The 13,992-nt window shown below is 71.0% G+C and carries 12 protein-coding genes; 7 read left to right on the top strand and 5 right to left on the bottom strand.

The genetic code is table 11. From position 1 onward, the window contains the following. Positions 1-72: 72 nt before the first annotated feature. Genes WMF34_RS17620 through WMF34_RS17630 form a run of 3 tightly spaced genes read left to right on the top strand, consistent with a single transcriptional unit; the run spans position 73 to position 1,503 of the window. A complete protein-coding gene (locus WMF34_RS17620) occupies positions 73-582 on the top strand; it encodes a hypothetical protein (protein WP_437993982.1) in 510 nt (169 codons plus the stop codon). After that, a complete protein-coding gene (locus WMF34_RS17625) occupies positions 579-830 on the top strand; it encodes a hypothetical protein (protein ID WP_044965137.1) in 252 nt (83 codons plus the stop codon). The genes WMF34_RS17620 and WMF34_RS17625 overlap by 4 nt, the downstream gene beginning before the upstream one ends. Continuing rightward, positions 820-1,503, top strand: coding sequence for a hypothetical protein (locus WMF34_RS17630; RefSeq protein WP_437993983.1), 684 nt, complete (start codon positions 820-822; stop codon positions 1,501-1,503). Before WMF34_RS17625 ends, WMF34_RS17630 begins: the two co-directional genes overlap by 11 nt. A gap of 194 nt (positions 1,504-1,697) precedes the next feature. On the opposite strand, the gene WMF34_RS17635 is transcribed toward WMF34_RS17630, so the two are convergent. Continuing rightward, the gene (locus WMF34_RS17635) at positions 1,698-3,023 is read right to left on the bottom strand and encodes a sigma 54-interacting transcriptional regulator (RefSeq protein WP_044965139.1); all 1,326 of its coding nucleotides are present in this window, start codon (positions 3,021-3,023) and stop codon (positions 1,698-1,700) included. Positions 3,024-3,131: 108 nt separating this feature from the next. Here WMF34_RS17635 and WMF34_RS17640 point away from each other — a divergent pair, with 108 nt between their 5' ends. Beyond that, a complete protein-coding gene (locus WMF34_RS17640) occupies positions 3,132-4,121 on the top strand; it encodes a diguanylate cyclase (RefSeq protein ID WP_012236042.1) in 990 nt (329 codons plus the stop codon). 47 nt (positions 4,122-4,168) lie between these two features. Beyond that, the gene (locus WMF34_RS17645; RefSeq protein WP_080599269.1) at positions 4,169-4,792 is read left to right on the top strand and encodes an HD domain-containing protein; all 624 of its coding nucleotides are present in this window, start codon (positions 4,169-4,171) and stop codon (positions 4,790-4,792) included. Positions 4,793-4,822: 30 nt separating this feature from the next. Here WMF34_RS17645 and WMF34_RS17650 read toward each other — a convergent pair whose 3' ends face one another. Continuing rightward, positions 4,823-5,566, bottom strand: coding sequence for a pectate lyase (locus tag WMF34_RS17650; RefSeq protein ID WP_044965141.1), 744 nt, complete (start codon positions 5,564-5,566; stop codon positions 4,823-4,825). A 34-nt stretch (positions 5,567-5,600) separates the two neighbouring features. Between WMF34_RS17650 and WMF34_RS17655 the strand changes: the two genes are divergently transcribed. Beyond that, complete coding sequence (locus WMF34_RS17655; protein ID WP_044965143.1) at positions 5,601-5,939, top strand: hypothetical protein; 339 nt, start codon at positions 5,601-5,603, stop codon at positions 5,937-5,939. 432 nt (positions 5,940-6,371) lie between these two features. Further along, on the top strand, positions 6,372-10,766 hold the full coding sequence (locus tag WMF34_RS17660; protein ID WP_437993984.1) for a DNA topoisomerase 3: 4,395 nt from the start codon (positions 6,372-6,374) through the stop codon (positions 10,764-10,766). A gap of 18 nt (positions 10,767-10,784) precedes the next feature. Here the strand turns inward: WMF34_RS17660 and WMF34_RS17665 are convergent, their stop codons facing one another. From WMF34_RS17665 to WMF34_RS17675, 3 genes are all read right to left on the bottom strand, one after another. Beyond that, positions 10,785-10,913, bottom strand: coding sequence for a hypothetical protein (locus tag WMF34_RS17665; RefSeq protein ID WP_044965146.1), 129 nt, complete (start codon positions 10,911-10,913; stop codon positions 10,785-10,787). 214 nt (positions 10,914-11,127) lie between these two features. After that, positions 11,128-12,765 (bottom strand): SBBP repeat-containing protein, encoded by a 1,638-nt coding sequence (locus WMF34_RS17670; RefSeq protein ID WP_437993985.1) that lies wholly within the window; start codon positions 12,763-12,765, stop codon positions 11,128-11,130. 134 nt (positions 12,766-12,899) lie between these two features. Further along, positions 12,900-13,718, bottom strand: coding sequence for an SDR family NAD(P)-dependent oxidoreductase (locus tag WMF34_RS17675; protein WP_437993986.1), 819 nt, complete (start codon positions 13,716-13,718; stop codon positions 12,900-12,902). Between the last annotated feature and the right edge of the window lie 274 nt (positions 13,719-13,992).

Consider the following 13,992-nt stretch of genomic DNA (forward strand, 5'->3'; position numbering starts at 1 on the left):
AGAGCCCGCGGAGCCATTGCGGGGCGACGACGTGTGGCGCGGCTCTCGTCCGGAGACGGCGGAGGCACAGCCGTGACGAGCCCTGAGCGTGCAGGCACTGAGGGGATACGGGCAGCGCGAGCGCTGCTGAGCCTGGTCGAGGAGCACTCCGCAGACGACTTCCAGGCCGCCGAGGCGATCCTCGGCGGGCAGAAGGAGCTGGCGCAGGTCCTCCAGCTGCTCCGCGACTTCAAGCGGCAGCAGAGCCCCACGGACGAGGACCACGGGCCGGTCTCGATCGAGCGGTTGCTCGAAATTGTCAAAGACGAGCTACTCAAGTTGGCCCACGACAATGCCGATGTCGAAAAGAAGCTCCGTGGACTCCTCGGCAAATCTGCGAATGTGCAGCCGGATTCCCCGATCAACGACGTCATCGAGCAAGCGCTCCGCAACATAGATAACCTACGCCTCGCGCCTTCCGCGCGAGCGTTCACAATCGCGGAGCTGCTAAGGAACACGTCAGAGGCTGCGGGGGCAGAGCATGAAAAAGGATTGAATCGATTCTCCGCAACCTCGCGATCGCAGCAATTGAAGAGAACGTGATCGTGCTGCCGACGTTGCACTCCATCGCGCAGCTCCGGACCACGTGGGCGCCGGTTCCACTGCCCTACAAGGCCCAGGAATCGCGCCGGCACCTCGCAGAGAGGCTCTTCAAGGACGCGGAGCGCCTCGCGCCCGCGAAGAGCGGGGGCATCACGACGCACTTGCTGGCCGAAGGGCTGCGCAGCCCTGCCGACCGAGCGATCGCGGAGACACGTCGTATCAACAGAAAGAAGGCCCATGGCGAGTAGGCGACAGCGCCGCGTGTCACCGCGCGAGAAGCTGCTCGCGGAGGTCGGCCGGCAGGTCGAGCGCCGGCTCGGAGGCTCCGGATCGGAACTCGCCGCCTCCCAGCAGACCCTCGCCTACCTGAACTGGCTCGCGTGGCACTGCAGCGGCTTTGCGACGGTCCCGGCGTTCTTGAACGCTGCACGAGCCGACATCCTCGCCATCTCGCATGCAGGCGCGCTCGGGGTGGAGCGCACCGCCCATGTCCACGCCCGGAGCCTTCTGGAGAACCTCGTCCGGCACTGCTACTTCGACTCGCGCCCCTCTCTGTTCGTCGCGCGTTCCGTCTTCCCCGAGGAGGACGTGAGAGACATTTGGGCCGACCTGCTCAAGGAGATCCAGCGCCTTCCACATGGAGTCCGTTCCCGTGACCTGGGCGCAGCACCAGCGCGCCGCAGCGCTCCGCGCCTGGCGGGAGCGGAAGCGCAAGCCTTTCCCGACGAGCGACGGCTTGCTCCTCGACACGAGGGGGCTCATCCTGGCGGCGAGCCCAAGAACATCAACCAAGCCGTAGACTCCGCTCTAGTACTACAGCCGTACTTGGTCCGAGGTGCGGCTGTAGACATCAAAATCGTCGAGAAATCCGTGCCCGTCCGCCCGTCTACAGCCGCAAATGGACCGCAAGTACGGCTGTAGTACTAGGACACCAATCACGTTGTTCGAGCGAGAAATGAGTCGCCAAGGCGCCAAGTACGCCAAGAACAATTCACAATCTTGGCGTCCTTGACGGTTCAAATTCCTGCTCTTTTCTGGGGTTTCAACGCGTTTGTCGCTCTCGGCTCCCGGTGCCGCGAGCGCCGCGCCGCGCACCCTGAGCGCCGCGCCCCCCGTCAGCCCTTGCTGCGGATGCCGTAGCGCTCCATCAGCCGGTGGACGAGCTGCCGGGAGACGCCCATCGACGCGGCGGCCCGCGCCACGTTGCCGCCGCTCTCCCGGAGCTTCATCGCGATGTACGTCCGCTCGAACTGCTCGACGACCATGTCGCGCGCCTCGCGGAGCGGCAGCGCGACGAACTGGCCGACGCCCATGTCGGCGGGCCGCGGCGCCACCTTGACGATCGCCTCCTCGGCGAGGTGCGGGAACAGCATGAGCCGCGCGACGGTGTTGCGGAGCTCGCGCACGTTGCCCGGCCAGTGGTGCCCGCGGAGCAGCTCCAGCGCGTTCGGCGGCAGGTCGGCGAGCGAGCGCGCCGGCACCTGCGCCGCGAGGAAGCGCTCGACGAGCAGCGGGATGTCCTCCTTGCGCTCGCGCAGCGGGGGCACGACGGTCTCGACGACGGCGAGCCGGTAGTAGAGATCCTCGCGGAACGCGCCCGACGCGACGCGGCCCTGGAGATCGCGGTGCGTGGCGGCGACGACGCGGGCGTCGAACGACGTGTACGCGGCGGCACCGATGCGGCGCACCTGGCGGGCCTCGAGCGCGCGCAGGAGCTTCGGCTGGAGATCGAGCGGGAGCTCGCCGATCTCGTCGAGGAAGAGCGTGCCGCCGCTCGCCTCCTCGAGCAGGCCGGCGCGCGCGCTCTGGGCGCCCGTGAACGCGCCCTTCGTGTAGCCGAAGAGCTCGGCCTCGATGAGGTTCGGGGCGACGGCGCTGCAGTCGAACACGACGAAGGGGCCGCCGCTGCGCGGGCTCGCCGCGTGGATGGCGCGGGCGAGGACCTCCTTGCCGGTGCCGGACTCGCCGAGCAGGAGGATCGTCTCCGAGGTGGCCGCGGCGCGCTCGAGGCGGGCGAAGAGCGCGCGCATGGGGACGCTGCCGCCGAGGGCCTCGCCGAAGCTGGCCGAGGTGGAGAGCGGGACGACGACCGGGGCGCCGCCGACGCGCACGGTGAGGGGCACGCCGCCCAGGGACGCGATGGCGCCCGGGGTGAGGAAGCCCTCGACGATCAGGACGTCGTTGATGAACGTGCCGTTCTTGCTGCCGAGATCGGTGAGGACGACCCCGCGCGGCGAGAACCGGAGCTGGCAGTGGCGGCGCGAGACGCGGGAGTCGGGGATGATGACGTCGCACTCGCCGCTCGTCCCGAGCACGAGCGGCGCGACGCCGAGCGCGGCCTCGATCGGCGGGCTCTTCTGCGGGGTGACGAGGATGCGCAGGTCCGGGAGCTCGACCGCGTCGCTTCGGAGGGTCGTGATCGTCCGGGTGGGGTCGTGCATGGATCGCGCGGGAGGGGGACGGGGCAGCATCTCCGAATTTCCGGCGGATTTCCAGCGCACGGTGCGTCCGGGGCGCTGGGCGCACCGCCGCCAGGGTATCCTCGTGAGGTGCTCGAGTTCACGCAGTCCGAGGCCAAGATCCTGTCCCAGTGCGTCACCCGCTTCACGGATGCGTTCCGCCGCGACGTGGCGGACGTGATCCGGCAGGAGTTCCGCGGCTACGAGCCGCCGGAGGTGACGGAGCTGATCGGGCAGCTGAGCCTCCTCGGGCGGCAGCTCGAGCTGCGCCCGCCGCACGCGCAGATCCACGACACGCAGGGCCCGCTGCTCAAGCGCATCCTGATCGATCTCCGGCGCGACAGCGCGACGGCGATCGAGGAGCCGCTGCAGAAGGCCGTGAACGCCGAGACGATCCGGCACCTCCGGCGCGAGGTCCACGGGCTGGAGCAGCTGATGGCCGCGCCCTGGTTCGCAGCCACGCGCGCGCTCAAGGTGCCGCAGCTGACCGACTACATGTCGATCCGGCACGCCGAGGCCGTGATGCCGGAGGCGCCGCCGCTGCGCCCGCGCGAGTACGACGAGAAGTTCCACATCCTCGAGGCGCCCGGGCTCTTCCTGCCCGATCTGGCGCACTACCGGGCGCGCTGCGCGCTGCGCGGCGCCTCGATCGCCGTGGCGTTCATCGACATCGACGACTTCAAGGCGTTCAACGTCCAGCACACCGAGACCGCGGTCGATCTCCACGTGCTCCCGCCGCTCATGGAGAGCATCGAGGCGCACGTCTTCGCGCACGGGCACGCGTACCGGTTCGGCGGCGACGAGTACATGATCACGCTGCCGAACGCGACGCGCGCGTGGGCGGTGGACTTCCTGCGCGCGCTCCAGGAGCGGCTCGCCCGCCGCCGCTACCGCCGCGTCGAGCGGTCGCCGACGTTCTCGGCCGGGCTGTGCGTCGCCGACGTCGACTGCTTCCTGACCGATCGCGAGATCCAGGGGCGCGCCAACCTCGCCAAGAACCACGCGAAGGCCACGGAGAAGGGCAGCGTCGCCACGTACGACGGGGAGCTGTTCCGCCCCGAGGATCTGGTGCTCGCGTGAGGCCGGACGGCTGGATCGCGGCGGGCGAGGCGCGCGCCGAGCGGAACGTGGGCGACGCGCCGCCGGAGGCCCCGGATGGCCTGGTCCTGCCCGAGCCGCTGTGGGGCGCGGTGCGCGCGGCCTACGGCGAGCCCGGGCGCGCGTACCACGACCTGGCGCACGTGGGCGAGGTGCTCCGCCGGGTGGGCGAGGTCGCCCGCGACGTCGGCTGGCGGAGGCCGCGGGAGGTGTTCCTGGCCGCGCTCTTCCACGACGCCGTGTACGTGCCCGGCCGCCACGACAACGAGGCGCGCAGCGCGGAGCTCGCGCGCGAGGCGGTGGTGCGCTGGCTGCCCGGCGAGGGGCTCGACGAGGGCCTCATCGAGCGGCTCATCCTGCTCACGGCGCGCCACGGGGCCCTCGATCCGGCGGACGTCGGCGAGGAGGAGGCCCTCTTCCTCGATTGCGACATGGCGATCTTGGGCAGCGACGCGGCGGCGTTCGACGCGTACGACCGGGCGATCGCCGCGGAGTACAGCGCCGTGCCGCCCGAGCTCTACGCTGCAGGCCGGCGGCGCTTCTTCGAGAAGCTGCTCGCGGCGGAGCGGATCTTCCTCTCGCCGTACTTCCACGCGCGCCTCGAGGCGCGCGCGCGCGACAACCTGCGCCGGAAGCTCGACGCGGGCGCATAGCGGCGCCGGCGCGCGTTGCCCCTCGCGCGCTCACCAGCTCTTCACGTCGCTCTTGCTCACGCGGCACGTGGCGGTGTCCCACTGGCTCGCGCCCCCGTGGAGCTTCTCGGACTCGCCCATGTGATCGGTGACGGCCCTGTACTCCTGGCAGATCTTCGGCTTGTCGTCGCCCGCGTCGTAGCCCCCCTTGACGTAGAGGTTCGTGATCGTGACCGTGTCCCCGTAGTTCTGGTTCGCGCCGGCGACCGTCGTCTTCACCCGGTCGACCCTGACGTTGTCGATGATCAGGTGCCGCGGGCCGCCGTTCGCGGTGCAGTCGCCGCACGAGCGCCAGAGCTTCCCGAAGTCGGCGATGTACGAGTTCGTGACGATGGTCGTGGAGCCGCCCTTGGCGTTGTGCTGGAAGATCTTGTCGGCCGAGTGCAGGGCGATGGAGCTGTTGATGTGCATCGTCGCCCCGTCGGCGCTGTTGGTCGCCGCGTCCTCGCAGACGTCCTCCCAGTAGACGTGATCGAGCGTGCAGTCGCCCTTGCAGACGATGCCGTTGCCGCCGGGGAGGCCGCCGGCGATGATGAGGTTCTTCACGGTGACGCCGTCCTCGACCTCGAACACGGTCTTCTGGCCCTCGCCGTCGTCGCAGTCCGCCGTGTTGTTCACGCCGATCTTCTGGTTGTTGAAGTCGTAGACGTCCTGCCCGCCGTGGGCGGCGTTCTTGAGCACCGTCGTCTGGGTCCTGATCTCGCCGTTGCCGTTCGTGGGCGTCGGGATCTCCATCGGGAGCTCGTCGCCGAGCGGCTCCTCTCCCCCCGTGCCGCTGCTCGTGGTGCTCGCGGCCGTGGTGCTGGAGCTGCTCGTGGTGCTCGCGGCCGTGGTGCTCGCGGCCGTGGTGCTGGAGCTGCTCGTGGTCGCGCCGCTCGTGGTGCTCGCGGCGGTGCTGCCGCCGCCGGCGCCTCCCGTGCCGCTGGTGCTCCCGCCGGTCGCGGCGGTGCTGCTGCTCGAGCTGCTGCCTCCCTGGCCGCCGTCCGGGGTCCCCGCGTCGTCTGAACAGCCGAGCTGGATGGCTCCGGCGGCGCCGATCACGAGCAGCAAAGTGAAAGCCGACTTCATTCCTAATCTCATGTCGCTACCTCTCGTTCTGAAATCATGATGGGCGACCCGCGGCCCGGAGATGGTGGCCACCGAACCGGGCCGGCGCTGCTCCGCTGCCGCGAGACAGGCAACGACAATGCCACTTGCCTGGAACCGCCTACCGATGGTTCACGGTGTGCCCGGGAGCCCGCGCAGCGCTCGTGGCGTGGGCGTCCTCATGGCGGCGCGTCGTCGCGCCGAGATGTCAACCACGGGTTGACGTACTTGACGAAAGTGATGACTCCCGTCCAGGCGCTACGTGAACCCGCTCGGCGCCAGCGTGTCAAGGCGCCGGTCGGGCGCGGGCCTCGCTGGCCGCCCGCTTCCCCATACCGCCCGCCCGCGGCTCGCGCTATCAACGCCTGCGTGAGGTGCGGACGACGCCCGCCGCCCTCGGTTCTCGCGCGTTTCGCTCGTTTCGCGCGTTTCGCTCGTTTCGCATGGTCGCCGCATGATCGCCGTGGTCGCAGAGAAGCCCGCCGTCGCCCGTGACATCGCCGCGGTGCTCGGGGCCTCGAAGCGCGCCGAGGGCTTCCTCGAGGGCGGCGGCTACGTCGTCACGTGGGCGATCGGGCACCTCGTCGCCATCGCCGAGCCGCACCAGATCGACCCCGCCTGGAAGCGCTGGCGCCTCGACCTCCTCCCGATGCTGCCCGGGCAGTTTCCGCTCGTCGTCCTCCCCGGGACGCGGGCCCAGTTCGAGATCGTCCGCAAAGTCCTGGGCCGGCGCGACGTCGAGCGCGTCGTCTGCGCCACGGACGCCGGCCGCGAGGGCGAGCTCATCTTCCGGTACATCTACGAGGCGGCCGGGTGCAAGAAGCCGGTCGAGCGGCTCTGGATCTCGTCCCTCACGCCCGACGCCATCCGCGACGGGCTCCGTCGGCTGCGGGACGCGCGCGGCTACGACGGCCTCGCCGACGCGGCGCGCGGGCGCAGCCGGGCGGACTGGCTCGTCGGCATGAACCTCTCGCGCGCCTACAGCCTGGTCTTCGACCAGGATCTCTCGGTCGGTCGCGTGCAGACGCCAACGCTGTCCATGGTCGTCGAGCGCGAGCTCGCGATCCGGCGGTTCGTCCCCGAGCCGTACCTCGAGGTCGTCGCGACCTTCTGCCCGCTCCGGGAGGACGCCTCGGGCGCGGCCGACGAGTCGTACAAGGGCACGTATTTCAACGACAAACCGGTCCCCGGCGAGCCGCCCGGCGCCGGCGAGCGGCCGAATGCCGGCGAGCGGCCGAATGCCGGCGAGCGGCCGAACGCCGGCGAGCGGCCCGAGACCGCGCCGTCGCGGAGGCGCCTGCCCCCGGACGGCGAGGAGGCGCGGCGCATCATCGAGCGGGCCCGGCGCGGCGAGGCGCGCATCGAGGCGGTCCGGTCGGAGTCTCGCCGCCTCCCGCCGCCGCTGCTCTACGACCTGACCGAGCTCCAGCGGCACGCCAACCGCCTTTACGGCTTCTCTGCGCAGAAGACGCTGGAGGTGGCCCAGGCGCTGTACGAGCGCAGGAAGCTCATCAGCTATCCGCGCACCGACAGCCGGCACCTCTCGACGGAGGTCGCGGCCACGCTCGGCGCCGCGGTGCAGGCGATCGAGGGCTCGTATCGGGGGATGCTCGCCCCGGGGACGGGGGCCCGGCCGCTCGGCAAGCGCTTCGTCGACGACGGCAAGGTCGGGGATCACCACGCCATCATCCCCACGGGGGCTCGGTCCTCGCGCGCGGAGCTCTCGACCGACGAGCAGAAGATCTTCGACCTCATCTGCCGGCGCCTCCTCTCGGCGTGGCACGAGGATCACGTCACCTCGATCACCACCGTCATCACCGAGATCACCACGCGCGGCGGCGCGGGCGCGCGCGGCGGCGAGCCGATCGTGGACCGCTACCACAGCGCGGGCAGCGTCGTGGAGAAGGTCGGGTGGAAGGTGCTCGACATCGGCTTCGGCAAGCCGCCTGCGCGGCCGCGCAGGAAGGGCGAATCGGACGGTGATGGGCCCGATGCGCGCGATGCGCGCGACGGGGAGGGCGGCGAGGGCGAGCGCGAGACCGCGGATCAGCGGCTCCCGCCGGGCCTCGCGAGGGGGCAGGTGCAGCTCGTGCTCGACGCGGAGGCGCAGGCCAAGAAGACGCGTCCGCCGCCGCGCTTCACCGAGGCCACGCTGCTCACCGCCATGGAGACCGCGGGCAGCAGCCTGGAAGAGAAGGAGCTCTCCGCGGCGATGAAGGACTCGGGCCTGGGCACGCCGGCCACGCGGGCCGCGATCATCGAGACGCTCCTCCGGCGCGAGTACATCGTGCGCAAGGGCAAGCTGCTGCACGCGACCGACAAGGGCGTCGGGCTGATCGAGGTCGTCCACGCGGACGTGAAGAGCCCCGCGATGACGGGCGCCTGGGAGGCGAAGCTCGCCCGCATGGCCCGGGGCGGAGGCGATCTGCCGTCGTTCATGGCGGGTATCGAGTCGTACGTGCGCCAGGTGGTGGCGGAGGTGAGCGCGGGGCGGCGCGCGGCCGGGGGCGGTGCGCTCTCCCCGGAGGCCGGGGCGTCGCCGTTTCAGGAGCGCGGCGAGGCGCGGTCGCGCGCGAAGGGGGACCGCGCCGCGGCCGCGGCGCCGGGGACCGGTCGAGGCCGCGAGGCGACGCCTCGCCGCGCTCCGGGCAGCAGCGCAGGGGCCGTGCCGGGCGACGCATCGGCTGGCACGCTGCAGGCGGTCGCGGCGGCGGCGGCAGCATCGCCGCCGGCTCGGGCGCAGGCGCGGTCGCGTGCGGCGGCGCCGTCGCCAGCGCGACCGGCGGCGGCGACGGCGCGACGCGTGGCGGTAGCCCCGTCGACTGCGCGGCCTGTAGCAGCGACGTCACCACCGGCGCGATCCGCGGCCATAGCGCCGTCGCTCGCGCGGCCTGCGGCAGCGACGTCGCCGCCGGCGCGACCCGCGGCGGTAGCGCCGCCGCCCGCGCGTGCGGCGGCCATCGGGTCCTTCCCGGCGCGTGGGGCGGGCACGGTGTCCTCGCCGGCGGTCGCCTCGTCTCCAGCGCGCCGGCCGGAGGATCTCGTCGAGCTGCTCCACCAATGCTTCGGCTTCAGCGTGTTCCGCCCCTACCAGGAGGCCGTCTGCCGGACGGCGGCCGCGGGGAGCGACGTGCTGCTCGTCATGCCCACCGGCGCCGGCAAATCGCTCTGTTACCAGCTCCCCGGCATCGCCCGAGGCGGCACGACGCTCGTCGTGAGCCCGCTCATCGCGCTCATGGAGGATCAGGCCTCGAAGCTCCGGGCGTGCGGCTTCGCCGCCGAGCGGATCCACTCCGGCCGGAGCCGGGCCGAGTCGCGGAAGGCCTGCATCGATTACCTCGAAGGCGCGCTCGACTTCCTCTTCATCGCCCCCGAGCGGCTCCGTGTGCCCGGGTTCCCGGAGCTGCTCGCCCGCCGGAAGCCCGTGCTCGTCGCCGTCGACGAGGCCCATTGCATCTCGAAATGGGGCCACGACTTCCGCCCTGATTACCGGATGCTCGGCCAGCGCCTCCCGGCGCTCCGGCCGGCGCCGGTCATCGCGCTGACCGCCACCGCCACGCCGGTCGTGCAGGACGACATCGTCGAGCAGCTCGGTCTCGCGTCCGCGGCGCGGTTCATTCACGGCTTCCGGCGGAGCAACCTGGGTATCGAGATCCTCGAGGTCAGCCCGGGAGAGCGCCTCGCCCGGGTGCGCGCGCTGCTCGGGCAGGAGGGCCGGACGCCGGCCATCGTCTACGCCGGGACGCGGAAGGACGCCGAGGCGCTCGCCGCCGGCCTCTCGGAGGATCTCCCGGCCGAGGCGTACCACGCGGGCCTCGCCGCCCAGGTGCGCGACCGGATCCAGGCGGCCTTTCTGGACGGCAGCACCGAGATCATCGTCGCCACGATCGCCTTCGGCATGGGCATCGACAAGCCCGATGTCCGCACGGTCGTCCACGCCGGGCTGCCCGGGAGCGTCGAGGGGTATTACCAGGAGATCGGCCGGGCCGGCCGCGACGGGCTCCCCTCGCGGGCCGTGCTGATGCACTCGTATGTCGACCGGCGAATGCACGAGTTCTTCCACGAGCGCGACTACCCTGATCCGGCGATGCTCCAGCGCATCGAAGAGGTCCTGTCGGAAGAGCCCCGCCCGAAGGAGGCGATCCTGGGCGATCTCGGCATCGATCCCGAGGTGGCCGACAAGGCCCTCGAGAAGCTCTGGATCCACGGCGGCGCGCGCGTGGATCCGGACGGGGGTATCGCCCTGGGCGAGCCGGGGTGGCGCGGGCCCTACGAGGCGCAGCGGCGCCACAAGCTCGCCGAGCTCGTGCAGATGGCGCGGTTCACCGAGGGCCACGGCTGCCGCATGCTCCACCTGGTCCGCCATTTCGGCGACCAGGAGGACACGGGCGAGCCCTGCGGCCTCTGCGACGTCTGCGCGCCGGCCGCCTGCGCCGCGCGGGAGTTCCGGGCGCCGAGCCGCGACGAGGCGCAGGCGATCGCGAAGATCCTGGCGGCGCTCCGCGAGAGCGAGCAGCCGACCGGCCGGCTCTACCGCGAGGCGTTCGCCGACGGATCGCTGGAGCGGCGCGACTTCGAGCACCTCCTCGGCGGGCTCGTGCGGGCGGGCCTCGTCTGCGTGCGCGAGGACTCGTTCGAGAAGGCGGGCGAGCTCATCACGTACCAGCGCGCGTCGCTCACGTCGCGCGGCCTCCTCGGCGGGCCGCGCGGCGCGAGCGACGTCGTGGGCGATGTGCCGCTCGCGAAGCTCCCGCCGAAGGTGAAGAAGCGGCAGAGCGCGACGTCCTCGGACGCGCGGAGGGCGTTCTTCGCCCGCAAGGCGCAGCGGAAGAAGGGCCGATCGCGCTGAGCGGCGCGCGGGCGGCGCTCAGCGGAAGATGCCGAAGTGGCCGAGCGCCCACCAGAGCAGGACGAAGATGAGGAGGGTGCTGAAGCACCCGCCGCCGAGCTTCTTCGCGCCGTAACCCGCCGCGATCCCACGCAGAATCTTGCTCATCGAATGACCTCCGGCCCCGTGTCGGGGTGTTCGAGGAGCAAAGCAACGTGGGTGCCACCGCGAAGGGGCGGATTCTCGGGCTGGAGGGCGAGGACCTCGCTCGCTCGGCGTCGGGGGACGACAGCGCCCGCGTCACAGTGGGGCGTTTCGCTACGCTGGAGGCTCGGGGCCGCCGGCGCTACGCTGAGGCCAGGCAGCCGGGGCGACGGCGGCCCTATCGACCGAGCTTGCCGACGATGAGGTGTTGGCGGTCGTTGTCTCCAAGGCCGGGGATGGGACCCGCGCCCCAATCCGCGGCGTTTGCTCTCGTCCAGCCCGCAACGAGCGTCTCGCCGTCCGGCGTGACGGCGACGGCGTAACCGACGGTGTCCTTGCCCAAGAGGCGTTTCCATACGAGCTCCGCGTCGGGGCCGATCTTGGCGACGAAGCCGGAGCTATCCTCCAGCGCGAGCGGGCCGTTGCCGAAGTCGATCTGGCCCGTGGCGTTCCCGACGATGACGGCGTTGCCGAAGGGATCCATCGCGATGTCGCGGGCCCACTGGTCCTTTGCACCGCCGAAGGTACGTACCCATCCCGCCGCACCGTTGGCCTCGAACTGCACCACGAAGACGTCTCGGTCGATCGACGTTATCGTCGATGAACCTATCTTCACATCGCCGCTGTGATACCCGGCCAACACGGGCCTTCCCAAGGGATCCACGGTGATGCCCATGACATCTACGCTTGCCGGGAGCGGCTCGAGCGCGTACATCTTCCTGAGCCAGTCCGGTGCTCCGGACGGTGTCGTCTTCATGACGAAGCTGCCTTTGTCAATCGTGAACCGATCGAGCTCAGCGGTTTCGAGCGTCGACCCGGCGATGAAGATGTTGTTCGAGCGGTCGACCGCGATGTCGATGATGCGCATGGTCGCGTTATCGCCAACGAACGTGCGCACCCAGCAGCCCGGCGCGGTCACGAGCCCTGTGTCACCGTCGAGCTTGGCCACGAAGACGTCCGAGTCGTCGCCGGGCTGGATCGGCCCGCCGCCCAGATCGATCGGCCGACTGAACGTCCCCGCGACGATGATGCGATCGTTTGCGTCGATCGCGACGGCGTGGATTCCACCGCCTTGAAGGCCCTTGCTCCAGACTGGTTTGCCCGACGCATCGAGCTTCGCGATAAAGGTTCCCGCCGGAAGCTGGCCATCGCCGAAATCGATGCCGCCGCTGCTGGTGCCAGCCAGGATCGGGTTGCCCTTGGAGTCGACGACGAGCACGCTCGGCTCGTCCGTCAAGTAGTCGCCGAAATTCTTGGCCCACAGGGGCTCTCCCGCCGGGTTCAGCTTGAGGAGCAGCACATCGGTGGTGCTGGAGGAAGAGAGTGTATCGTCGCCGATCGTGAAGGTGTTCATGAACGCGCCGCTGGCGAACACGTTCCCTTCGGCATCACCTGCGATGTCCATCAAGTAGATGTCGCCCGTTTGCTTGTACGCGGTCGTCCAGACGACGCACTCCAGGCCGTCACAGTTCTCGTCATCTGCCGTGTCGCAGCGCTCCACTCCGGGTACGACCTCTCCCTCGCATATGCCCCAGGTCCCGTCGGTGTCACAGGTGCGCATCCCTCCCCGGCACACCCCTTTGTTCTGGGTGATCGGTGGCCCCACGTAGCACGCTTCCGACGTGTCCGGTGTGCAGGCCGTGGGCTCACCATCGTCCCCTGCGCCCCCAGCACTGCCGGCTCCTCCCGCACCTCCAGCGCCCGCGCTGTCCGTCGACTGATCGACGAACGTATCGAGACCGAGCAGCGCCGCGCACCCGCTGGCGCACACGGTCAGGCCGACGACGGAACCAAGGACATACGCTTGTGCTTGCATGAGACGTTCTTCTCGCTCGAGCGCTCCAGCGGAAGCGGTCCCCCGGGCGCCGGAACAGAGGCTATCACACCGACAGAGCCGCCAGCGCCGCGTCCCCGGATCGAGCGCCACGGGGCGCGGCGCGCGCTCTCTCGCTAGCCTCGGACGCCTCGCGTCGGGGCGCCGTAGCCGAGGACCGAGAGCCCGATCCGCGATGAGAGCCGGCGAATCGCCGCGCGAGGGAGGAAGCGGGAGAGCTGGGCCGTCGCCTTGCTCAGCGCGGTCGGGACGGCGACCACGTCGCCCCGATCCGCCGCCGCGATGCCGTAGGCCGCGCAGTCCTCGGCGGTGAGCTCGAACGGCATCTTCCTGCGCGGCACGCCGGGCGCGCCCGCGTCGAAGATCTCGGTGGTCACCGGCCCCGGGCACAGGGCGGTCACCGTGACGCCGGTCCCGTCGAGCTCGACGGCCAGGCTCTCGGACAGCGAGAGCACGAACGCCTTGGTGGCTCCGTACACCGCATGTCCCGGGGTCGGCTGGAACGCGGCGAGCGACGCGACGTTGAGCACGCGCCCTCCGCCGCGGGCCACCAGGTCGGGGACGACCGCCGCGCAGAGCGCGACGACGCTCTCGCAGTTGAGCCGCACCAGCATCGCCTGCGCCGCGGGATCACCGTCCAGAAAGGGCCCGAACCGCGTCGTTCCCGCGTTATTGACGAGCCAGGCCGCGCCGCCCAGCTCGCGCGCCCGATCCCGCACGCGGAGGGCAGCGCCCTCGCTGGTGATATCGAGCTCCAGAGGGTGGATGGGCGCGTGCCCAGCGGCGCTCGCCCTTGCGGAGAGCTCCTCCAGACGGTGCGCCCGCCTGCCGATGGCGAGCACCGGCTGCCCGCGCGCCGAGAGCTGCCGGGCGATCTCCGCGCCGATGCCGGACGAGGCGCCTGTGACGATACCGAGGCCCGAGGTCGTGGTCATGGAGCGAGCCTTTTATGCTGCTTCGTCCAGGATCGCGAGCGGGCCGTGCCCTGATCTGCGGGGGCCCCGGTCAGCAATCTTTCCGCGCGATCTTGCCGCAACGCGGCAAGATCGCGCGAGGGCCTCGGGCGCGTCATCGGCTCTGGGGAGCCGAAGATCGCGCGCAGGTGTCGACCTCGTGCCGTTCCCGTCACCCGACCATCCGCTCCAGGCGTGTGCGGCCGATCGCCCGCGCGGTTTGCCAGCCGTCCCGCGCGCATGACAGCATCGGACC

Source organism: Sorangium sp. So ce145 (genome assembly GCF_051525985.1).
Taxonomy (GTDB): domain Bacteria; phylum Myxococcota_A; class Polyangia; order Polyangiales; family Polyangiaceae; genus Sorangium; species Sorangium cellulosum_B.

What these genes read in the sequence shown, in the direction of transcription:
- WMF34_RS17630 (WP_437993983.1), top strand. Translation starts at nt 820, where the DNA reads ATGGCGAGTAGGCGACAGCGCCGCGTGTCACCGCGCGAGAAGCTGCTC.
- WMF34_RS17635 (WP_044965139.1), bottom strand. Translation starts at nt 3,023, where the DNA reads ATGCACGACCCCACCCGGACGATCACGACCCTCCGAAGCGACGCGGTC.
- WMF34_RS17650 (WP_044965141.1), bottom strand. Translation starts at nt 5,566, where the DNA reads ATGGAGATCCCGACGCCCACGAACGGCAACGGCGAGATCAGGACCCAG.
- WMF34_RS17660 (WP_437993984.1), top strand. Translation starts at nt 6,372, where the DNA reads ATGATCGCCGTGGTCGCAGAGAAGCCCGCCGTCGCCCGTGACATCGCC.
- WMF34_RS17665 (WP_044965146.1), bottom strand. Translation starts at nt 10,913, where the DNA reads ATGAGCAAGATTCTGCGTGGGATCGCGGCGGGTTACGGCGCGAAGAAG.
- WMF34_RS17670 (WP_437993985.1), bottom strand. Translation starts at nt 12,765, where the DNA reads ATGCAAGCACAAGCGTATGTCCTTGGTTCCGTCGTCGGCCTGACCGTG.
- WMF34_RS17675 (WP_437993986.1), bottom strand. Translation starts at nt 13,718, where the DNA reads ATGACCACGACCTCGGGCCTCGGTATCGTCACAGGCGCCTCGTCCGGC.